This window comes from Neorhizobium puerariae (assembly GCF_042429745.1).
GTDB lineage: Bacteria > Pseudomonadota > Alphaproteobacteria > Rhizobiales > Rhizobiaceae > Neorhizobium > Neorhizobium puerariae.
In genome coordinates this window covers 154906-176365 of record NZ_JBHMAA010000006.1, presented here as the reverse complement: position 1 = coordinate 176365, position 21460 = coordinate 154906, and the positions used below count along the sequence as shown (strand labels likewise).

At 63.0% G+C, this 21460-nt stretch carries 19 protein-coding genes; 8 read left to right on the top strand and 11 right to left on the bottom strand.

Annotated elements, in window-relative coordinates; genetic code table 11:
• Positions 1–572 precede the first annotated feature (572 nt).
• Together ACFFP0_RS04245 and trxB are read right to left on the bottom strand one after the other, a co-directional pair.
• Positions 573–1469, bottom strand: coding sequence for a LysR family transcriptional regulator VtlR (locus tag ACFFP0_RS04245; protein WP_377257044.1), 897 nt, complete (start codon positions 1467–1469; stop codon positions 573–575).
• A gap of 15 nt (positions 1470–1484) precedes the next feature.
• Positions 1485–2459 carry a thioredoxin-disulfide reductase gene (trxB, locus tag ACFFP0_RS04240; RefSeq protein WP_377256711.1) on the bottom strand — a complete coding sequence of 325 codons (975 nt, stop codon included), beginning with the start codon at positions 2457–2459 and terminating at the stop codon, positions 1485–1487.
• A gap of 217 nt (positions 2460–2676) precedes the next feature.
• Here trxB and ACFFP0_RS04235 point away from each other — a divergent pair, with 217 nt between their 5' ends.
• Both ACFFP0_RS04235 and ACFFP0_RS04230 read left to right on the top strand, forming a co-directional pair.
• Positions 2677–3144: an Lrp/AsnC family transcriptional regulator gene (locus ACFFP0_RS04235; RefSeq protein WP_377256708.1), complete on the top strand. Its 468-nt coding sequence runs from the start codon at positions 2677–2679 to the stop codon at positions 3142–3144.
• Positions 3145–3178: 34 nt separating this feature from the next.
• A complete protein-coding gene (locus tag ACFFP0_RS04230; protein WP_377256705.1) occupies positions 3179–4228 on the top strand; it encodes a glycosyltransferase family 2 protein in 1050 nt (349 codons plus the stop codon).
• A gap of 61 nt (positions 4229–4289) precedes the next feature.
• Here the strand turns inward: ACFFP0_RS04230 and ACFFP0_RS04225 are convergent, their stop codons facing one another.
• A complete protein-coding gene (locus ACFFP0_RS04225) occupies positions 4290–5072 on the bottom strand; it encodes a glycosyltransferase family 25 protein (RefSeq protein WP_377256702.1) in 783 nt (260 codons plus the stop codon).
• A 337-nt stretch (positions 5073–5409) separates the two neighbouring features.
• Here ACFFP0_RS04225 and ACFFP0_RS04220 point away from each other — a divergent pair, with 337 nt between their 5' ends.
• The gene (locus ACFFP0_RS04220; protein WP_377256699.1) at positions 5410–6435 is read left to right on the top strand and encodes a glycosyltransferase; all 1026 of its coding nucleotides are present in this window, start codon (positions 5410–5412) and stop codon (positions 6433–6435) included.
• Here ACFFP0_RS04220 and ACFFP0_RS04215 read toward each other — a convergent pair.
• The 5 genes from ACFFP0_RS04215 to ACFFP0_RS04195 form a co-directional block, all read right to left on the bottom strand.
• Complete coding sequence (locus ACFFP0_RS04215; RefSeq protein ID WP_377257041.1) at positions 6419–7477, bottom strand: glycosyltransferase family 4 protein; 1059 nt, start codon at positions 7475–7477, stop codon at positions 6419–6421. The genes ACFFP0_RS04220 and ACFFP0_RS04215 overlap by 17 nt on opposite strands.
• Positions 7478–7507: 30 nt before the next feature.
• Positions 7508–7984, bottom strand: coding sequence for a transcription elongation factor GreA (gene greA, locus ACFFP0_RS04210; RefSeq protein WP_377256696.1), 477 nt, complete (start codon positions 7982–7984; stop codon positions 7508–7510).
• A gap of 301 nt (positions 7985–8285) precedes the next feature.
• On the bottom strand, positions 8286–9497 hold the full coding sequence (locus ACFFP0_RS04205) for a T6SS phospholipase effector Tle1-like catalytic domain-containing protein (RefSeq protein ID WP_377256693.1): 1212 nt from the start codon (positions 9495–9497) through the stop codon (positions 8286–8288).
• Between the two features lie 127 nt (positions 9498–9624).
• Positions 9625–13110, bottom strand: a complete 3486-nt coding sequence (gene carB, locus ACFFP0_RS04200) for a carbamoyl-phosphate synthase large subunit (protein WP_377256690.1) — start codon at positions 13108–13110, stop codon at positions 9625–9627.
• Positions 13111–13274: 164 nt separating this feature from the next.
• The gene (locus tag ACFFP0_RS04195; protein WP_377256686.1) at positions 13275–14081 is read right to left on the bottom strand and encodes a LytTR family DNA-binding domain-containing protein; all 807 of its coding nucleotides are present in this window, start codon (positions 14079–14081) and stop codon (positions 13275–13277) included.
• 162 nt (positions 14082–14243) lie between these two features.
• On the opposite strand from ACFFP0_RS04195, the gene ACFFP0_RS04190 reads away from it, so the two are divergent.
• The 3 genes from ACFFP0_RS04190 (at position 14244) to ypfJ (ending at position 17104) form a co-directional block, all read left to right on the top strand.
• The gene (locus ACFFP0_RS04190; RefSeq protein WP_377256683.1) at positions 14244–14726 is read left to right on the top strand and encodes a DUF2306 domain-containing protein; all 483 of its coding nucleotides are present in this window, start codon (positions 14244–14246) and stop codon (positions 14724–14726) included.
• A 149-nt stretch (positions 14727–14875) separates the two neighbouring features.
• On the top strand, positions 14876–16087 hold the full coding sequence (locus tag ACFFP0_RS04185) for an MFS transporter (RefSeq protein WP_377256679.1): 1212 nt from the start codon (positions 14876–14878) through the stop codon (positions 16085–16087).
• 114 nt (positions 16088–16201) lie between these two features.
• A complete protein-coding gene (gene ypfJ, locus ACFFP0_RS04180) occupies positions 16202–17104 on the top strand; it encodes a KPN_02809 family neutral zinc metallopeptidase (RefSeq protein WP_377256676.1) in 903 nt (300 codons plus the stop codon).
• Positions 17105–17912: 808 nt separating this feature from the next.
• Here ypfJ and ACFFP0_RS04175 read toward each other — a convergent pair.
• On the bottom strand, positions 17913–18395 hold the full coding sequence (locus ACFFP0_RS04175; RefSeq protein ID WP_377256673.1) for an SRPBCC family protein: 483 nt from the start codon (positions 18393–18395) through the stop codon (positions 17913–17915).
• Positions 18396–18441: 46 nt separating this feature from the next.
• Between ACFFP0_RS04175 and ACFFP0_RS04170 the strand changes: the two genes are divergently transcribed.
• Positions 18442–18765, top strand: coding sequence for an ArsR/SmtB family transcription factor (locus tag ACFFP0_RS04170; RefSeq protein ID WP_377256670.1), 324 nt, complete (start codon positions 18442–18444; stop codon positions 18763–18765).
• Positions 18766–18767: 2 nt separating this feature from the next.
• Here the strand turns inward: ACFFP0_RS04170 and ACFFP0_RS04165 are convergent, their stop codons facing one another.
• Both ACFFP0_RS04165 and ACFFP0_RS04160 read right to left on the bottom strand, forming a co-directional pair.
• Positions 18768–19247 carry a DUF2938 domain-containing protein gene (locus ACFFP0_RS04165; protein WP_377256668.1) on the bottom strand — a complete coding sequence of 160 codons (480 nt, stop codon included), beginning with the start codon at positions 19245–19247 and terminating at the stop codon, positions 18768–18770.
• A gap of 158 nt (positions 19248–19405) precedes the next feature.
• Positions 19406–20401 (bottom strand): aldo/keto reductase, encoded by a 996-nt coding sequence (locus ACFFP0_RS04160; RefSeq protein WP_377256665.1) that lies wholly within the window; start codon positions 20399–20401, stop codon positions 19406–19408.
• A gap of 110 nt (positions 20402–20511) precedes the next feature.
• Between ACFFP0_RS04160 and ACFFP0_RS04155 the strand changes: the two genes are divergently transcribed.
• Complete coding sequence (locus ACFFP0_RS04155) at positions 20512–21417, top strand: LysR family transcriptional regulator (protein ID WP_377256662.1); 906 nt, start codon at positions 20512–20514, stop codon at positions 21415–21417.
• Positions 21418–21460: the final 43 nt, after the last annotated feature.

Here is a 21460-nt window from a genome sequence, read left to right as displayed (position 1 = left end):
TATCGTCCGCTGCCGATTTAAAGGAAGGCGTTTGCGAAGAAATGGAATCTCGTAAAAAAAATGGGCCGCTGGATCAGTCCAGGGCCCTTTCAGTTGTGAAGGTCAAAACCTCCAGAGGGGAACAGCCAGCACGGACGACTGGGAGGTCGTCGGGAAGCGCCGGCCGACCCTAATATGGGAGCCGGTTGTCCGTTCGACAAGGGGGCGGATGGAATATTGAACAGAAGTTTCAACCGGGGCTCGTATGGCGTCAGGTCGCGTTCGTTCCGGGCGGGCAAAAAAAGAGGGCCACCGGATTGCTCCAGGGCCCTTTAAGTGTGAAGGTCAAAAAACCTCCAGAGGGGAACAGCTGCTGCGGTGGAACTGGGAGGAAAAGCCACCATGTGCATCAGCTGTGTGCGATATGGTGGTTTTTTGTGCAGTGAACAATGCCCTTTTGTGCAGGCCAGCCATGCATGAAGCGCAATGCTGTTGTCGCAAAAGCTCCATGAACACATATCAGGCTACCGTAAAGGGCTGAAACGCTTCAGATTTGAAGGAATTTGAAGACAGGGGATTCGGCTGGCCGCGCCTCAGAAATTCCAGTTGCGCGCCTTGCCGACGATGAAATCGCGAAAAACTTTGAGCTTTGCAGCGTTCTTCATTTCGTCCGGATAGCAGAAATAGGTGTCGAAGGACGGAATATCCGCGTTGAGCGCAAGCTGAATCAGTCCGGGGTCGCGACCGACGATATAGTCCGGCAGGCAGGCTATCCCGATGCCGAGCAGGCAGGCCCGCTTGATCGAGGTCTGGCTGTTGATCTGCAGGTGCGGCGTGCGCGTGTTGTCCGAGGAGCGACCGGCATATTCCAGCCAGTTGACGTCGAGAAGATAGTTCGGCGCGGGTTCGCCGAACGTGATGATGCGGTGGTTGTCGAGGTCCTCGACCGACTGAGGCTCGCCGTAGCGGTTGATATAGGAGGGCGCTGCGTAGACGTGCATATGCACGGTGAAGAGCTTGCGCTGGATGAGATCGGACTGCTGCGGCTGACGCAGCCGGATGGCGCAGTCCGCATGGCGCATGTTCACATCCACTTCCTCGTTGTCGAGGATGAGCTGGATCGACATTTCCGGATAGAGCTGCAGGAATTCCTGCACCTTGTCGGTGAGCCAGCCCTGGCCGAGGCCGACGGTTGTGGTGACGCGCAGCTTGCCGGACGGCTTTTCGGTCGTCTCGGTCAGCTGCACCTTCACGGTTTCGAGCTTCAGCAGCACGTCATGGGCGGTGCGGTAGAGAAGCTCGCCCTGCTCGGTGAGGATCAGGCCGCGTGCGTGACGATGGAAGAGCTTGACCCCCACATCCTGCTCGAGCGCGCTGACCTGACGGCTGATGGCCGATTGGGACAGGTGAAGCTTATCGGCCGCGTGTGTGAAGGAGCCAGCCTCCGCCGCCGCGTGAAAAATACGCAATTTGTCCCAATCAAGCGGCATACCCATCCCTGAACGTCACTCCGCGGCAACGGCCACCGGCTGAATGCCGGCCAGATAGCGTTCCGCCTCCAGGGCTGCCATGCAGCCCATGCCGGCGGCGGTGATCGCCTGGCGGAAAGTGTCGTCCGTCACGTCGCCGGCGGCAAAGACGCCCGGCACGTCCGTCGCCGTGGAATCCGGCGCCGTCCAGAGATAACCGTTGGGCTTCATCTTCAGCTTGCCCTTGAAAAGTTCGGTGGCGGGAGCGTGGCCGATCGCGACGAAGACGCCGTCGATCGGCCGCTCGGTGATCGCACCGGTCTGGGTGTTGCGGAGCTTGACGCCCTCGACCGACGGAGGCAGCGGCGCCTTGGCGGGCTTGCCGGTGATCTCGGCGACCTCGGTATTCCACAGGACGCTGACGTTCGGGCGCTGGAAGAGGCGTTCCTGCAGGATCTTTTCCGAGCGGAAACTGTCGCGCCGATGCACGACGGTGACCGACTTGGCGATATTCGAGAGGTACAGCGCCTCCTCGACGGCGGAATTGCCGCCCCCGACGACGATCACGTCCTTGTTGCGATAGAAGAAGCCGTCGCAGGTGGCGCAGGCGGACACGCCGAAGCCCTGGAAGTGCTGCTCGCTTTCAATCCCCAGCCATTTCGCCTTAGCGCCGGTGGAGATGATGAGGGTATCGGCGGTCCAGACGGTGCCGGAATCGGTGCGCACCGTGAAGGGGCGATGATCGAGCTCGACCCCGGTCACGAGGTCGTTGACGATCTCCGCGCCGACATGGGTCGCCTGCTTGAGCATCTGCTCCATGAGCCAGGGGCCCTGGATCGGATCGCCGAAGCCTGGATAGTTCTCCACATCGGTGGTGATCATGAGCTGGCCGCCCTGTTCCAGGCCGGCGATCAGCACGGGTTTCAGCATGGCGCGGGCCGCATAGATCGCGGCGGTGTAGCCGGCCGGGCCGGAACCGATGATCAAAACCTCCGTATGACGGGCGGACATAGACAATTTCCTTTCAAAGACCGATCGACTCATGTTTCTGCGCCCTCATATAGGGGGTCGACATCCGGTCTGCCGCTTTCAAAATGTCATCTAAGAGCGATCCATGCATGAATGCAAGGGCAGCCTTGCATTAATAACAGATCAGTTGGCATGCAAGGCGTGATCCTTGCGTTAACCGTCGTTTTCGCTAAAAGCCTTCCGACAAAAGGGGGAAGCCGTGCTTCGTGCCGATCTGGACGCCATCGACATCAAAATCCTCAGGGAGCTTCAGCGCGACGGGCGAATGACGAATGTCGAGCTGGCGGAGCGGGTGGGCATTTCGGCGCCGCCCTGCCTGCGCCGCGTGCGCAAGCTGGAGGAGGGGGGGATCATCGAAGGCTACCATGCGCTTCTCAATGGCCCGAAGCTCGGCTTCGATCTCGTGGCCTTCTGCATGGTGGGCCTGAAGCGGCAGTCGGATGCGGACCTCAAGGCCTTTGCGGCCAAGGTGCAGCAATGGCCGCTGGTGCGCGAGGCCTGGATGGTGAACGGCGACAGCGATTTCCTGCTTCGCTGCGCGGCGCAGAACCTCACGGTCTTCCAGGATTTCGTCATCGAGGTCCTGACCGCCGACGAGCATGTGGACACCGTCCGCACCATGCTGACGATCCGGCAGGTGAAGCAGCTCGGGCTCGTGGAAATCTAAGCGATCCTTTCGATATTTCAGCGATGAGGGGCGAATGCCTGAAACCATTTATCCGATGCCCGGCATGAAGGGGCAGTTGTGGAGTCGTTCCTTCGTCGAGCGAGTCTTGGCCTGGCACGGAACGAACAGGTCGAGAAAGCGCATCCGCGTCTTTCCCGAAGACAAATCCCTGCAGCTTGCCTCTCCGCAGGAGTTGCGCGCATTGTCGCAGGACGACATTCCGCTGATCTTTCTCTCGCGCAATGACCGGCGTCTTCTCCCCTCGTTCCTCTCTCACTATCGCAAGCTGGGTGTCACGCGTTTCATATGCGTGGATGATCAGTCCACGGACGGTTCCAGCGAATACCTGGCGTCCCAGGCGGATGTGGACCTGTGGAGTTCGCGCCTTCGCTATAAGGATGCCAGGCGGGGGAAAAGCTGGCGCCAGGAGATATTCGGGATCTATGGCTCCGGTCGTTGGTATCTGAATGTGGATTCCGATGAGTTCCTCATCTATGACCGGTGCTTTGAAATGCCTCTGCGGGCCTTGATCCGGCGTCTCGAGGAGCATTCGATCCGAAGACTGGCGGCGCCGATGATCGATATGTATCCGTCAGGCCATATAGCCGCAGCCGAGTTCACCGGAGAAAACGACCTGATGCCGTGGCAGGTCGCCGACTGTTACGACCGGGACGGATATAACGTCGTGAAGAACGCACGCTTCGTGCGGATACGCGGTGGGGCACGGAAGCGCCTGTTCGGGTCGGACGTCGACCTGATGAAGTATCCCTTGATATTCTGGGACAGCGAATGCTCCCTCGGCGAAAACATCCATCAGCCTTTGCCTTACCAACGCAATTTTTCGCCGATTTTCGGCGTTCTGCTCCATTTCAAGTTCTTTTCCGACTATCAGGAGCGTGTTCAGGAGGCTGTCGACGGAGGGCAGCATTTTGGCGGCGCGCGGGAATATGTGAAGATCATGCAGAAGATTTCCGCCGACAAGGAAATTGCCTTTTCCTATCCGGGGAGCGTCCGCTTCGAAGGCCCTCGTCAGCTCGTCGAGCAAGGTTTCATCGTATCGCTTTTCGATAGCGGCGAGGCTTGAGAAAGCTCCTTTTCCCATCGTCATCTTTGTGGCGAGAATCCTGCCCCTTCCGGAGGCGGGATCAGTCTCCGCCGGCGGAGACGCCGAACCGTTTCTTTTGTTTCCAGGCGATCAGCTTGTCCTGGAAGAGGCGGAGCTGCTTGGCGAGGCCGTAATACCATTTCCGCTTGTTGGTCTTTCTCGCATGGCCGGCGCCGGAAAGGATCTGGCTTGTCGCTTCCGTCGTCGTGACGGGGGCCGGCCAGAAGGAGTAGCCGTGGCCGGTCCGCGTCAGCCAGTAGCGGAAGTAGTTGTCGACGGGTGCGAAAATCTTGCCATGCTCTTCAATGAAGAGCCGCGCGCCCTCCCGCGACCAGACGATGGCGCTTGTCGTCATCGGGAAATAATGGGCCGCCACGAGTTCGCAGTCATGCCCGCCGACCCCATAGCGTTTCAGGGAGGTGGCGATCTTCAGCTTGTTGTTGCCGATGTTGATCAGCCGCCAATGCGGGTCCGCGGCCTCCAGGTCGGGGAGCGCCCTTTCGAGCAGTTCGACCGGATTGCAGAGCGGCAGCGCATCGTCTTCCAGAACCAGCGCATAGCGGGCGTCGGAGGCGAGGAACCGTTCCGCGACTTTCAGATGGCTGCGGTAGCAGCCGATTTCGCCACCGACAAGGCTGCGGCCCATATACCGTTCCGCCCGGTCCGGATCGTAGTCGGGGAGGGTGGAAAGATCGAGCTTGCGACCGTCGACGGCGGACACGCGCTCGAAGGCCACGCCGAAATCCGACAAACGCTTGCTGATGGCCTGCAGACGGTCATTGCTGCCGTCCAGGTTGATCACATAGGTTTCAAGCGATGGCATCATACCCTTTCTGGGCCTTTCCGGCGGAATGGTCGCAGTTTCCTGTCCGCCACGGCTCTTCCCGTTGTCCGACCTGCGATAATTCCTCAAAGCGGTCGATGGAAGTCATTCTCTGCAATATCGCGACCGATTCCTTCAGAAAGCTGTTGGTCCTGTCCGAAATGGCTTTCCTGCGAGCCGATGGCGACGTGGGGATCGCATAAGCGGCAACATTTCCGGGACAGCCGGACGGAGGCCCTTGCACTGTTTTTTCAACCGTAACATATAGGCGGCGCTGCCTGTAAATGCTGACTTTCGGTATCCAAAGCGGCAGAAGAACAAGGGCAGGACAGGGCCAATGCGGGTTCATCAGTATATTTTCGGCAAGGACGGCGGGGCGGAGAAATTCTTCGTGCATCTGGTTGGCGCGCTCGCGCGGCGGGGCGTGGAGCAGACCGCCGTGATGCGCTGGAACCGGCGCTGGCGTCCGGATGTCGAGGCCCATGCCCGCGTCATCCAGAGCAATTTCCGCAATCTTTCGATCGATCGTCTTCTCCTGCCGATCAGGGTTCGCCTGCTGGCCGAGAAGGAAAAGCCGGACGCGATCATTTCCTGGTCGACGCGGGGCGCGCGCCTGATGCCGGCCTACAGGGGCGGCATCAAGCTCTCGCGCCTCGGCGACTACCCGACCCATCTCGGCTATTTCAAGAATTCCGATATCCTCGTCTGCAACACCCCCGGGATCGCGGATCATGTGCGCAACAATCTCGGCTGGGACCGGGGCGTCGAGGTGATCTCGAACTTCACCGACACGGCGATCGTGGCGCCTGTTGCGAGAGCCGTTGCCGATACGCCGGAGGGCGTGCCGCTCGTCATGACCATGGCGCGGTTCGTCAAGCGCAAGCGGATTCACCTGCTGATCGAAGCCATGGCGGCCGTGCCGGACGCCTATCTGTGGATCGCCGGCGAGGGTGAGGAGAAGGACGCGCTCGAAGCGGTCGTGCGGGAGCACGGGCTGGAAAACCGGGTGCGCTTCCTCGGCTGGCAGAAGGATGCGCGGCCCTACGTCGCCGCTGCCGACATCTTCGTCATGCCGTCGAGCCATGAGCCGCTCGGCAATGTGATCTTCGAGGCGTGGGCGCAGGGCAAGCCCGTCGTCTCGTCGCGCTCGGAAGGGCCGTCCTGGTTCATGCGGGACGGCGAGAACGGCCTGCTCGTCGATATCGACGATACCGCCGGATTCTCGCACGCCATCAACCAGTTGATCTCCGACAGGCAACTCGCGGCGAAGGTGGGCGAGGGCGGCCGCGCGACGCTGGTCGGCCAGTTCTCCGAAGAGGCCGTCGCAAACGCCTATATCGACCTTTTCAAGCGGAAGCCGTGATCCGGTAGATATTGCCGAGGCGTTTGGCCTCGCCTTCGATGCTGAAGTTCTCGACGGCATGGGCGCGGGAGCGGGCTGCGGCCATCTGCCGGCGCGCGTCGTCGTCCATGAAGCGCGCCGCAGCTTCGGCCATGGCGTCGACGCTGCCGCGGTCGATGATAACGCCCGTTTCCTCGTCACCGATGACCAGGAGTTCCGGAAAGGCTCCGACATCGGTGGCGACCACCGGCACGGCGGTCGCCATGGCTTCGAGCGGCGTCAGGCCGAACCCTTCCCAGCGCTGCGGGGCGATGAAGAGGTCGAGCGCGCGATACCATTCGTTGATATCGGTGTGTTCGCCGACGAAGAGGATGCGGTCGGCAAGACCGGCTGCGGCCACTTTCGCCTTCAGGCCTTTTTCGAACTCCACATGCGGTCCGGTGGCGCGGCCGGCGATGATCGCCGCCCAATCCGGCCGGTCCGGCAGCAGCCGGATCATCGCATCCAAGAAAACGTCGGTGCCCTTCTGGTGCCGGACGCGGCCGAAGCAGCCGACGATCTTCTTTTCCGGATCGAGCCCCCGGGCGCGCTTCGCCTCCGCCTTGTCCGCCGGCGGCGAAAAACGGTCCGTGTCGATGCCGTGCAGCACGACGGTGTTGGGCACGGCCAGGTAGCCGGCCGTCTTCCCGCATACGGCGATCACGCCGTCCATCCTCGATATCAGCCATTTGGTCCAGCCCGTATGGCGCCGCTGCGAAGCCGACGTGAAGACGATCTTCAGCGGCATGCGCAGCACGTCGCGCATCAGGATCGCCGGCAGCATCTCGATATTGCGGCGCGCGTGCCAGATGCGGAAGCGCTTGCCGCGAGGCGGGGTCCAGAGCCGCAACAGGTCGCGATAGCGGATATGCGGCAGGTCGGCGGGAAGCCCCGGTCCCAGCGCCGCGACCTTCTGGCCGAGCGATCTCTGGACCGGGATGAGCTGGATGATCGTGGAGGTGACGCCGGAGAGGCGCCGCTTGAAATTCGGCGCGATCACCTCGACGTCACGGATATCCACGATGGCGGGATCGCCATTTCCGGCCACGGGCGATCAGCCCCAGGAAACGGAAAGAATCTCGTAGCCCTTGGAGCCGCCCGGCGCGACCACTTCGATGGAATCGCCGGCCTCCTTGCCGATCATGGCGCGGGCGATCGGAGAGGAGATGGAGATGCGCCCTGCCTTCACATCGGCTTCCTGGTCGCCGACGATCTGGTAGGTCTTTTCCTCCTCGGTGTCCTCGTCGACGAGCTTGACGGTGGCGCCGAACTTGATCTTCGAACCGGACATCTTGGACAGGTCGATGACCTCGGCGCGCGCCGTCAGGTCCTCAAGCTCGGTGATGCGGCCCTCGTTGTGGCTCTGGGCCTCCTTGGCGGCATGGTATTCGGCATTTTCCGAAAGGTCGCCATGGGCGCGCGCTTCCGCAATTGCCTCGATGATACGGGGACGCTCCTCCTGCTGGCGCCAGCGCAGTTCTTCCTGCAGCTTGGCGAAACCGTTCTGCGTCATCGGTACCTTTTCAACCATTTCATCGTCCTTCAGACTCATGTCCGCGGATGCCGCGGACACAAAAAGAAACAGGTTCCGGAGTGAAACTTCGGAACCATCGCAACATCACAATTTGAGGTCACTATAACAGAATTTCGACAGCCGAAGCTAGGAATTTCGAAAGCCTGCCCAAGGCGCTCCCCACGCGCATATCAGAATCCACGGCCGTCTTTTTGTCAATGACTTGACACGCAAAAACAGAACGTATGACGAACGAATTCGCGAAGAAGCCGTTGAAAGAGTGTCTTGCCGCTGGCGGTCAGGCGGCAGGTCCGGCAGGTCAGGGCACGAACCGGGGACTGTCCGGCAGGTTGGATGGATGATATCCGCCCGCATTCATGCGGGTCCTGACCGACTCATGGATCATGGCGCCGTCCGGTATCAGGCGCCGGTCGCCGAGCGGCATGTAGAGACCGCTCCGGCTGCCGCGTTTGCGCCAGGAATTCTCGGGGATGCGGCGCGGGACATATTCGAGAATCTTCCAGCCGGCCGTCATGGAATCGTGGAGTTGCTCCAGCGGATCGAGCGGAACGTATTTGTTGCCGTTCCTGCCGCGCACGATGTTGTTGATCGTGCGGGTGACATAGACAAGGCCGGTGGGCTCGGTTTCCCGGATCATCCAGTCGAGCGGTATCTTGATCTGGCCGCTTTCCTCTTCCCCGTAACCGCCGCCGACGTCGCCGTGGACGCCGGCAAACCAGACTTCCCTGAAATCCTGCGGCGCGATGGTTTTCGGCTTGAACGGCCCGCCCCAATAGTCCTGGCCGGGTGTCCAGAGTTCGGGCTGGAACATGGTGCGCCGCTCGTCGATCGCCACGGCGTGCCGGACATATTCGACACTGGGATTCTTGCGGGTGAAGGGGTGCGTCTTGAACTGCGGATACCATTTGCCCGGCTCGATGACCGAAGCCACCGTATCGAAAAGCCCGAGCAGCTTGATCGGCGGCCGGTCGTTGCGGAGCATCCGCTCGTAGAGCCGCATGCTGAGGAAGGCGGATGGCGCGTCGCCTTCGCCGGCAGCATCTCCGCCGTTCCGCTCTTCCATGGCCGGAATGCCCTTGTAGGTCCGGTAGGCATAGTCGAGCAGGTTGAGATGGTATTTGCCGGTCAGGCCGAAGGCATGGATGAACCCCGCAAGGACGCGCGCCGAATATGCCCCACGGCTGAAGCCGAAGATGTAGATGCGATCTCGGTCCGGATGGCGGCCGTTGGCGTCGGCAGGCCCCCGGTCGTAGTTCTCGACGAGAAAGCGGTAGGCTTCCTTGACATTCTGGTCCAGGCCCCAGCCGGTGGCGAGCCCCCAGACTTCGAAGGATTTGCGGTAGAAGCGCGACCAGGCGTTGGCCGCGCCGAAGGTCCCGACGCCGGGGTCGTAGTAGACGATCTGTTCGTCCGACCGCTTGAGCGTGCCGAACAGCCTGAGAACGTTGGTGCGGCCGGCCGCGATTTCGTTCGACGTGCCGTCGAAGAGAATGACGATATTCTTGGACATGTCTCCCCCCGAATGCCCTGTCTAACCGTAGCATCCGAGGCGGTGAAATTCAATTCAAGGTAGGCTTTCCGCTGGAAGGCCAGCATCTCTTGCGATGCAGGCCTTTCGCAGGAAGCCTCGTGTTCGCTCAGAAGTAGTCCTGTAGTGGCCGGACTTCGAGGTTGCCGGCCTTGAGCGCCTTGATGGCCATGGCTGCGGCCTCGGCGCCGGCCATGGTGGTGTAATAGGGCACCTTCTGCATCAGCGTGGCGCGGCGCAGCGACTTCGAATCCGAGATCGCCTTGTTGCCGTCCGTCGTGTTGATGACGAGCTGGACCTGGCGGTTGCGGATCGCGTCCTCGATATGCGGACGGCCTTCCAGAACCTTGTTGATCTTGGCTGCGGTGATGCCGTGCTCGCCGAGGAAGCGGGCCGTGCCGCCGGTCGCGAGAACCTTGAAACCGATCTCGGTCAGGATGCGGATCGCCGGGAGCACGCGAACCTTGTCCTCGTCGCGGACGGAGACGAAGACCGTTCCGTCGCGCGGCAGTTCGACATTGGCGCCGAGCTGCGACTTGGCAAACGCGAGCGCGAAATCGGTGTCGAGGCCGATGACCTCGCCGGTCGAGCGCATTTCCGGGCCGAGCAGCGTATCGACGCCGGGGAAACGGGCGAACGGGAAGACGGCTTCCTTGACGGCGATGTGTTTCAGCGCGCGCGGATCGGGTTTCGTGCCGTAGGCGGCGAAGACCGGATCGAGCTTTTCGCCGGCCATGACACGGGCGGCGATCTTGGCGATCGGCGCGCCGATGGTCTTGGCGACGAACGGGACGGTGCGCGAGGCGCGGGGGTTCACTTCCAGCACGTAGATCGTGCCGTCCTTGATGGCGAACTGCACGTTCATCAGGCCGCCGACATTGAGCGCCTTCGCCATGGCCTTGGCCTGGCGCTCCAGTTCGTCGATCATGTCCTTCGAGAGCGAGCGCGGCGGCAGCGAGCAGGCGCTGTCGCCCGAATGGATGCCGGCTTCCTCGATATGCTCCATGATGCCGGCGACATAAACGTCGGTGCCGTCGCAAAGGCAGTCGACATCGACTTCGATGGCGTTGGTCAGGTAGCTGTCGAACAGAAGCGGGTTCTTGCCGAGCAGCGTGTTGATCTGGCCGGTCTTGTCGTTCGGGTAACGCTGCTTGATGTCTTCCGGCACGAGGCCCGGAACGGTATCGAGCAGGTAGGTCTGCAGCATCGATTCCGAGTGGATGATCTGCATGGCGCGGCCGCCGAGCACGTAGGAGGGGCGCACGACCAGCGGGAAGCCGATCTCGGCCGCGACGAGCCGGGCCTGCTCGACCGAATAGGCGATGCCGTTGTTCGGCTGGTTGAGGTCGAGCTTCATCAGAAGCTTCTGGAAGCGGTCGCGGTCTTCGGCGAGGTCGATCATGTCCGGCGCGGTGCCGAGGATCGGGATGCCGTTCTTTTCGAGCGCCTCGGCGAGCTTCAGCGGCGTCTGGCCGCCGAACTGGACGATGACGCCGACGACTTCGCCCTTTTCCTGCTCGGCGCGCAGGATCTCGATCACGTCCTCGGCCGTCAGAGGTTCGAAATAGAGGCGGTCGGAGGTGTCGTAGTCGGTCGACACGGTTTCCGGATTGCAGTTGATCATGATCGCTTCATAACCCGCATCCTTCAGCGCGAAGGCGGCATGGCAGCAGCAATAGTCGAACTCGATGCCCTGGCCGATGCGGTTCGGGCCGCCGCCGAGGATGACGACCTTCCTGGCGGCCGAGACTTCAGCTTCGGAGCGGAGCGCGCCGACGAAGGGCGTTTCGTAGGTCGAGTACATGTAGGCGGTCGGCGAGGCGAACTCGGCCGCGCAGGTGTCGATGCGCTTGAAGACCGGGCGCACGCCGAGGCTGTTGCGCAGCTCCGCGATTTCCTTCGGGCGTTTGGCCGTCAGGCTTGCGAGGCGGGCGTCGGAGAAGCCCATGGCCTTCAGCATGCGCAGGTTTTCCGCGTCGGCCGGCAGGCCGTGCTCGCGGATGCGCGCTTCCATGTCGACGATCGCCTTGAACTGGGCGATAAACCACGGGTCGATCTTGCAGGCTTCGTGGACTTCCGCCTCCGACATGCCGAGGCGCAGCGCCTGGGCGACCTGGCGCAGACGGTCCGGGGTCGGCGTGCCGATTGCGGCGCGGATGGCGTTATGGCGGTCTTCGCCGTCTTCAAGGCCCGGGATTTCGATCTCGTCGAGGCCGGTCAGGCCGGTTTCGAGGCCGCGCAGCGCCTTCTGCAGCGATTCCGCGAAAGTGCGGCCGATCGCCATGACCTCGCCGACCGACTTCATCGCGGTGGTGAGGACCGGCGAGGCGCCCGGGAACTTCTCGAAGGCGAAGCGCGGGATCTTGGTGACGACATAGTCGATCGACGGTTCGAACGAGGCGGGCGTCGCGCCGCCGGTGATATCGTTTTCCAGCTCGTCGAGCGTGTAGCCGATCGCGAGCTTCGCCGCGACCTTGGCGATCGGAAAGCCGGTCGCCTTGGAGGCGAGGGCGGACGAGCGCGACACGCGCGGGTTCATCTCGATGACGACGAGGCGGCCGTCCGCCGGGTTGACGGCGAACTGCACGTTGGAGCCGCCGGTCTCCACGCCGATCTCGCGCAGCACCGCGATCGAGGCGTTGCGCATGATCTGGTATTCCTTGTCGGTCAGCGTCAGGGCCGGCGCGACAGTGATCGAATCGCCGGTATGGACGCCCATCGGATCGATGTTCTCGATCGAGCAGATGATGATGCAGTTGTCCGCCTTGTCGCGGATCACCTCCATCTCATACTCTTTCCAGCCGAGCACCGACTCCTCGATCAGCACCTCGGTGGTCGGTGATGCGTCGAGACCGCCGGAGACGATCTCGAAGAATTCCGATCGGTTGTAGGCGATGCCGCCGCCGGTGCCGCCGAGCGTGAAGGAGGGACGGATGATCGCCGGCAGGCCGACATGGTCGAGCGCCTGGGCGGCGATCGCCATGGCATGGCTCATGTAGCGCTGCTTGCGGTCGCTCTCGCCGAGGTTCCACTGGTTTTCCAGCGCATCCAGCGCCTTGTCGAGCTCGGCGCCGGTGAGGGTCTCGCGCAGCTTGGCGCGCTCGGCCTCGTGGGTCTTGCGGTCGGCATCCTTGATGTCGGTGGCGTTCGCCAGCATCGAGCGGGGCGTTTCGAGCCCGATCTTCGCCATCGCCTCGCGGAAGAGGGCGCGGTCCTCGGCCTTGTCGATGGCGGCGGGCTTGGCGCCGATCATCTCGACATTGTAACGGTCGAGCACGCCCATTCTCTTGAGGGAGAGGGCGGTATTCAGAGCCGTCTGGCCGCCCATGGTCGGCAGCAGCGCGTCCGGGCGCTCCTTGGCGATGATCTTGGCCACGACTTCCGGCGTGATCGGCTCGACATAGGTCGCGTCGGCGAGGCCCGGATCGGTCATGATCGTCGCCGGATTGGAGTTGACCAGGATGACCCGGTAGCCTTCCTCCCTCAGCGCCTTGCAGGCCTGGGTGCCGGAATAGTCGAATTCGCATGCCTGGCCGATGACGATCGGACCCGCGCCGATGATGAGGATCGATTTGATGTCTTGGCGCTTGGGCATGGAGGTCTTTCCGCTTTTTCCTGCGCGAAAAACCGGCCAGGGCGAAGATTTGCCGGCCGGGTGCGCAGTTCGTGGTCTTTTCAGGCTAGAAGCGGCTTATAGGCAAATGTTTTTCCGAACGGAACCCCATAAATCGCCAAATCGACAGGAATCGACATCGCGGGTCAAAGTGTGCCGAAACGGTTCCTGACAGCGTCCAGATTGGGGCGGCTGACGGGAATTTCCGCGCCGTCCTTCATGACCACGAAGAGCTTGCCGTCGTCGCGCCTGAGCCTTTCCACATGCCGGTCCGCCACCCAGTGGGAGCGGTGGACCTGCAGGCCGGACGTGCCGCCGAGCTCCTTCAGCGCGTCGGCGAAACGCATGAGGACGAGTTCGCGGCCGCGGGTCGTCACGACGTCGGTATAGTGGTCGGCGACGGACAGGCGGACGAGCGGGCCGCGGTTCTGCGGCTTGAGACGGGCGAGGATTTCCGGTTCCGTTGTCGATGGCGGTGGCGGCGAGGGGGCTGCCGGCGGGGAGGCGGAAACCGCGGCGATCTGCCGGTGCATCGACATGTAGGTGAGCAGGCAGAAGAGGGCGCAGAGCGGCAGGGCGAAGAGCGCGCGACGGAGGCCGCCGTCCATCTCGTTCCAGCGGCCGGTGAAGGTGAAGTCGATCGCGCCCAGCGCGAAGCCGATCGGCAGCGCCGCCGCCAGCGAGCCGATCATCATCCGCGCCAGCGTATGGCGCAGGTACGGCCGAAGCAGCACGTCGGCCATGACCGAGAACAGGATGGCGATCGTCCAGGCGACCGCGTGGACGATCAGCCAATAACCGAGCCGCATGCCCGGCATCATCCGTTCCGACGTGCCGTAGGGACCGGTGACGGCGAAGATCAGGACGACGAGCGCGAAGGTCGTCCAGAAGCGCCAGGAGCGGAGGAAAAGCTGCAATTCACGAAGCGTGGAGCTGAAGAACGTGTGAATCACGAAGTTTATCCGCCGTCTGCGCCATTCCGGTTGAGGATGGGCCAGTCATGGCCGAAACCGCCTTCAAACGCAATCGCTCCGGGGTTCGGTCGCCGACGAATTCCAGGCACGAATTCCGAGCAGACGAATTTCGGGCAGACGAATTTCAGGAAGGTGCCGCCCATGAATCTCCAGCCGCTTCTCGAAGCCCCGGCCGCCGTGCAGATCCACGTCGCGGCGGTCCTGCCGGCCGCAGCGCTGGGCGCCCTCATCCTTCTCAACCGCAAGGGAACGTCCCTGCACCGGCTGCTCGGCAGGGTCTGGATGGCGCTCATGGCGGCGGCGTCGCTTTCCAGCTTCTTCATCCACGAGATCGACCTGCTCTACGGTTTCAGCCCCATTCACCTGCTTTCGATCTTCGTGCTTGCCGGCGCCTGGCGGGCGATCGCCGCGGCCCGCGCCGGCAATATCCGGGCGCACAAGGCGGCCGTGACCGGCATGTATTTCGGCGGCATCGTGATCGCCGGGCTTTTCACGCTGGTTCCCGGGCGCATCATGAACGCCGTCGTCTTTTCCGGAGGCCCCGGCTGGGGCCTGCCGCTCGCCATCGCCGCCATCGCCGGACTGCTGTTCCTGCAGTGGAGGCTGGCCGAGCGCAGAGCTTGATTTCCGTCAAAAATTTTCCGAACCGTACCGTAAGCCGCGTTGCTGTCATGGACAGCCGCGCGTTGCGGGATTAGTGCTGCAGGAAAGAAAACTTGCAGCAACGGCCATCGTGTCCAGCGTCGCGACGACCGCTTGCGCGGAGGAACCCCATGGCCGATGCAACCTCGAAACCCGTCGCCGCCGCAGCAGCGGAGGTGACCGTGCTGCCGATCATCCTGGCAGTCAGTTTCTGCCACATGCTCAACGACATCATGCAGTCGATGATTTCGGCGATCTATCCGATGCTGAAGGCGGATTTCGCGCTCGACTTCTGGCAGATCGGCATCCTGACGCTTGCGTTCCAGTGCACGGCCTCGCTCCTGCAGCCCGTGATCGGCATCGTCACCGACAAGAAGCCCTATCCCTATTCGCTGCCGGTCGGCATGGGATCGACCTTCATCGGCCTCTTCCTGCTGGCCTGGGCGCATTCCTATCCGATGCTGGTGGTCGCGGCGTCGCTGATTGGCATCGGCTCGGCGGTCTTCCATCCGGAATCGTCCCGCGTCGCGCGGCTCGCTTCCGGCGGGCGCTACGGTTTCGCGCAGGCGACCTTCCAGGTGGGCGGCAATTTCGGCCAGTCGATCGGCCCGCTGCTGGCGGCCTTCATCATCGTTCCGAACGGGCAGGGAAGCGTAGCGTGGTTTTCGGTCATCGCCATGCTCGGCATCGTCATCCTGACCTGGGTGGCGCGCTGGTACAAGGCCCACATGCTCGCCAACAAGGGCCGCAAGCGGATACTGAACGCGCACAGCCTTTCCCGGCGGACGGTGGCGACGGCGCTCGTCGTACTGGCCCTGCTCACCTTTTCCAAGAACATCTACATGGCGAGCATCGGCAGCTATTACACGTTCTTCGTCATCGAGCGCTTCGGCGTGACGGTCCAGCAGTCGCAGATCATGCTCTTCATCTTCCTCGGCGCCGTGGCGCTGGGGACGGTCATCGGCGGCCCGATCGGCGACCGGTTCGGCTCCAAGGTGGTGATCTGGTTCTCGATCCTCGGCGCGCTGCCCTTCACGCTCGCCATGCCGTTCGCCAACCTGCCGGTGACGATCGCGCTGTCGGCGATCGTCGGCTTCATCATGGCTTCCTCCTTCCCGGCGATCGTCGTGATGGCGCAGGAACTGGTGCCCGGCCGGGTCGGCATGATCGCCGGCATCTTCTTCGGGCTTGCCTTCGGCATCGGCGGCATCGCGGCGGCGGTCCTCGGCGTCTTTGCCGACCATTACGGCATCAGCTTCGTCTATACGGTCTGCGCCTTCCTGCCGGCCTTGGGGCTGCTGACGGTCTTCCTGCCGGGCAAGAAGGCCCTGCGGATCGCCTGAGTGCGGGCCGGCGTGACGCGATAATGGTTGGAAAGGGAAATCTGGCGGCTCGATTTTGTCGTTTTTTGCGCTATATCGCGTGACGAGCGTGATTTCGCCAGAGGAGAACCCGCGATGGAATGGAAAGGCCGCCGTCAATCGGACAATGTCGAGGACCAGCGTGGAGCCTCGATGGGCGGCAGCCCGCTTGGCAGGGGCGGCATGCGCATCCCGATCGGAGGCGGCGGACGCCGCGGCGGCGGGATCGGCATCGGCGGCATCGTCGTCATCCTGGTCATCTGCTGGATCACCGGCATCAATCCGCTGACGCTGCTTTCGGGCGGCGACACCGGCCTGCAGGATTCCGGCTACCAGCAGTCGACGGGCGGCGCGCCGGCAAACGACGAGACGACCGCCTTCGTGCGGACGGTGCTCGCCGAGACCGAGGATACGTGGAGCGGCATCTTCCAGGCGAATGGCGGCAGCTACGAGAAGCCGACGATGGTTCTGTTTTCCGGCCAGGTCAGTTCCGCCTGCGGCTTCGCCTCCTCAGCGACCGGCCCCTTCTATTGCCCGGGAGACCGCAAGGTCTATCTCGACACGGATTTCTTCCGCGAACTCGACCAGCGTTTCGACGCGGCCGGAGATTTCGCCGAAGCCTATGTGATCGCGCACGAGATCGGTCACCATGTGCAGAACCTGCTCGGCATCCTGCCGCGTTTCAACCAGGCGCGCCAGCGCATGAGCGAGGCGGAGGCGAACCGCATGTCCGTGCGCGTCGAGCTGCAGGCGGACTGCTTCGCCGGCGTCTGGGGCAAGTTCACGGAGCAGAAGGGCATTCTTGAACGCGGCGACCTCGAGGAGGCCCTGAATGCCGCCCAGCAGATCGGCGACGATACGCTGCAGAAGCGCAGCCAGGGTTATGTCGTGCCGGAAAGCTTCAACCACGGCACGTCCGCCCAGCGCATGCGCTGGTTCAAGCGCGGCTTCGATACCGGCGACATGAAGGCCTGCGATACGTTTTCCGGGGAAGTTTGAGGGCTGCGTCCTCCGGTTATCGAGTGCCAGCCCGAGACCCAAGCTAACCTGGTGGGTCAGCTTCACCCCCTCTGCCCTGCCGGGCGTCTCCCCCACAGGGGGGAGATCACAAGCGGCATGGCCTTCCCGCCTCTCAAGCACCTCCCGAGTAGAACGGTTGCTTGTTTGGGGAGCCGGTGCTTCCCATCCGATCTCCCTCCTTGTGGGGGGAGACGCCCGGCAGGGCAGAGGGGAGCGCTATGAGGCAAATCAAGGCCGTGAGAGAAATCGGCCAGGAAAAACGCTGCCGTTCATCCCCGCCCTTTCGCGTCGTGCCTACAATAGCCCCGCTTCCGTCGCCGGAGTGTTTCGCGAGACGTTCGCGGGCAGGCGGAGGCCGGCGCTTCCATCGGAACCGTAACGTGCGGGGACGGTGGAAGAGGTGAAAGCCATGGGAGCGGAACGGGAAACCGGACTTCTCCCTATCAAGCCTCCCCCGGGCAGCCATGCCCGGTTCGGTTGAGCCGTCCAAGTGGCAAGGTTTCCCGAAAGGAGACCGCGAACGAAGCCATGCAGCGAGGCGAGATGATCACCTGTAGGGGCCGGAAGCCCTGACAAGACGCCGAAGGCCACGCGAATGCGGAGCCACCTTATACAAATCAATCGAGGTTCCGCATTCGTGTGGGCTCTCCGATCAGCGTAGCGTCCTCAAAAGCGGGAACCGGTTTTGGGGCGGGACGCAACGCAGACAATCGAATAAAGCCACGGGCTGCCCCGCCGCGTGGGGGGCACGCATGCCGATGGAAACCCGTGCCGCCCCGAAGGACGGTTACTTATACATTCCTTCGCGCAGGTTGATGCCGTATTCCACATAGGCCTTCATGGCGCAAAGCATCTGCGACCAGCCCTGGCAGTTGCCATAGGATGCCGTGAGGCCCCCGGGCGTGTCCTTCCAGCCTTCCTCGGCGATCGTCACCAGCGTGCGGTTGCCCTCCAGCGGCTCGAAGGTCATCGTGACGGTGGTGAAATAGTCCGTCGGCGTCACCTTTTCCGGGCCTTGCTCTGCCGCGTTGCCTTCATGGGCCGCCCAGCGCAGCACGATTTCCCTGTTCTTTTCGAGCCTCACCACATGCACGGGAAAGGCGCCCGGAAAATCGTGAAAATCCCAGGTCACGGTGGCGCCGGTCTCCAGCCGGCCCCTGGCGCCGCCGGTGGTGAAATAGCCCGAGAGCTGTTTCGGATCGGCGACTGCTTCGAACACCTCCTCGACCGGCTTCGAAATCCGGCCCGACACCTTGAATTTCAGTTCCATGATCTTCTCCCTTGTTTGCCCCTCCATTGTGTTATAAAAATATAACATGTCAAGGGATATGAAAAGCGATAGTGTTTTCAAGGCGTTGTCGGCACCGATTCGCAGGGAGATTCTGGACGAGCTGAAGGATCACCCCCGCACGACGGGCGATCTATGCGCCCGTTTTCCGGAGCTCGACCGCTGCACGGTGATGCAGCACCTGAAGGTTCTGGAGGGGGCGGATCTGGTGCTGGTAAGGCGCGAGGGGCGGGAGCGGTGGAACCACCTGAACCCGCTGCCGATCAAGGCGATCCACGATCGCTGGATCGGCGCCTATGCGGCGCGCGCCGTCGACATGCTCGACAGGATGAAGCGCGACCTGGAGGGATAGCTTCAGCGGATCAGCAGCGCGGTGCCGTAGAGGCCGAGCGCGAAGGCCGTGTGGGCGACGAGATTGAGGAGGCGGACCTTGTTCGGCACAGGCGTCTTCGATGCCGCCCAGCCGAGCCCCATTCCGGGCTGCATCAGGAACCAGCCGGCGGCGACCGTGACGATGCCGAAGATCCAGGCCGGAACGAAGGTCGGGGAGGTGAGCCAGTCCGTCCCGACGATCCAGGCGAAGATCACCCCATAGGCGATGCCGACGGCATAGTGACCCGCCCAGCCGAGCGCCAGTTCGTGCCGATAGGGTTCGGCCGCCGCGATGCTGTCATGGAAGGCCCTGCCCCGGGAAAGGTGCCAGAACCAGCGGCCGCCCGGCGCCCAGTTGGCCTTGGGTTGGCCGAGAACCCGGTGCAGCACCACCGCCCAGAGGTCCATGAGGATGGTGGCGCCGACGCCGATCAGGATGCCGCGCCAGAAAAGGTCTATCATGGGGAAGCCGTTGCGTGGATGTGCGGGGCTTCAGCTATAAAGCATCTTTCGGGTCCAGTAGAAGAGGAGGATCGGAAATTCGCCGGTCTTCCTCGTCTCGCCGCTCCGGACCTTCGTCATGGCTGCGGGCATTCGTCGTCTGCCATGCAGGCCATTCCTCATTTCTCGCTGTCCATGTGCGCGAGTTGCGCTTCGGGATACCGGGCGCCGGCGGCAGCGCCCTTCGGCACGGCTCTTTCGATCGCGGCGAGGTCGTCGGCGGTGAGCTTGACGTCCAGCGCGCCGAGCGATTCCCGCAGGCGGTCGCGGCGGCGGGCGCCAACGAGCGGGACGATGTCCTTGCCCTGCGCTGCGACCCAGGCGATGGCGATCTGGGCGACCGTGACGCCTTTCGTTTCGGCGATCCTGCGCAACTCCTCGACGAGCGCGAGGTTGCGGTCGACATTGCCTTCCTGGAAGCGCGGGCTGAAGCCGCGGAAATCGCCCTTCGCCGCGGCGTTTTCCTTCTGCCAGTGGCCGCTGATCAGGCCGCGGGAAAGAACGCCGTAGGCGGTGATGTCGATGCCGAGTTCGCGGCAGGTCGGCAGGATTTCGTCCTCTATGCCGCGCGAGATCAGCGAATATTCGATCTGGAGGTCGGCGATCGGGGCGACGCCCGCAGCCCGGCGGATCGTTTCGGCGCCCACTTCGGAAAGGCCGATATGGCGGATGTAGCCTGCCTTGACCAGATCGGCCAGCGCCCCGACCGTTTCCTCGATCGGCACGTTGGGATCGAGCCGGGCCGGCCGGTAGATATCGATGTGGTCGACGCCGAGGCGGGTGAGCGTATAGGCGAGGAAGTTCCTGATGGCGGCCGGGCGGGAATCGTAGCCGTTCCAGGTGTTGTCGGGACCGCGCAGCGCGCCGAACTTGACGCTCAGCAGGTATCTTTCGCGCGGGATGTCCTTGATCGCCTCGCCGATCAGCATCTCGTTGTGGCCCATGCCGTAGAAATCGCCGGTATCGAGCAGGTTGACGCCGGCGTCGAGGGCGGCATGGATCGTCGCGATGCTTTCGGCGCGATCGGCCGGGCCGTACATTCCCGACATGCCCATGCAGCCGAGGCCGATCGCGGAGACCTGTGGGCCGGTCTTTCCAAGACGACGCATTTCCATGGGAACTCTCCTTGTCCGTCGGATGAATTTGTCCTGCGCCTGCTTCTACGCCTCCGGGCTTTGTGCGATAATCTGGATAGTGATGAACAAGCTGTTTGGATTTTCGTACAATGAGCGATCTGCCGCTGGCCGAACTCGATGCCTTCGCAACGGTGGCGCGGCTTAAAAGTTTCCGGGCGGCCGGCAAGCTGCGCGGCGTTTCGGCCTCGTCGCTCAGCGAGGCGATGCGGCGGCTGGAGGCAAGGCTCGGCGTGCGGCTGCTCAACCGCACGACGCGGTCGGTGACCCTGACGGAAGCCGGCGAACGGCTGCTGGAGCGGCTGCGGCCGGGGCTGGCGGAGATCGCCGCTGCGGTCGACGGCATCAACAGCTTTCGCGACACGCCGGTCGGGCGGTTGCGGCTCAACGTGCCGAGCATCGTGGCGCGCAACATCCTGCCGGATATCGCCGGGCGGTTTCTCAGGCAATATCCGGGCATCACGCTGGAAGTGGCGACCAACGACGCTTTCATCGACGTGCTGGCGGAAGGGTACGATGCCGGCGTGCGTTATGAGGAATCCCTTCATCAGGACATGATCGCCATCCCCATCGGTCCGCGGGTGCAGCGGGTGGTCGGCGCGGCGGCGCCGTCATATCTCGCCGAGCATGGCGCACCGCGGCATCCGCGCGACCTTCTCCGGCATCGCTGCATCCTGCACCGCTTCGCGAGCGGCCGCATCGTGCCCTGGGTTTTCGAGGAGGAGGGGCGCGAATTCGCCATCCATCCGCCGGCCTGTCTGGTGGCCGAAACCACGGAACTGGAGGTCAGGATCGCGGTGCAGGGGCTCGGCATCATGTTCAGTTTCGAGGAATTCCTGGCCCCCGGATTCGAAAGCGGCGAGCTGGTTCCGGTGCTGGAGAACTGGACGCAGAGCTTTTCGGGGCCGTTTCTCTATTATCATGGCCGCAGCCACATGCCCGCGCCGCTCAGGGCCTTTGTCGACTTTCTCAAGGCCGATCAGCGGCGTGGCGGGTAAGCGCCGTCGGGCCTGCTCATTTTTCCATCAAAAACTTTGAAAT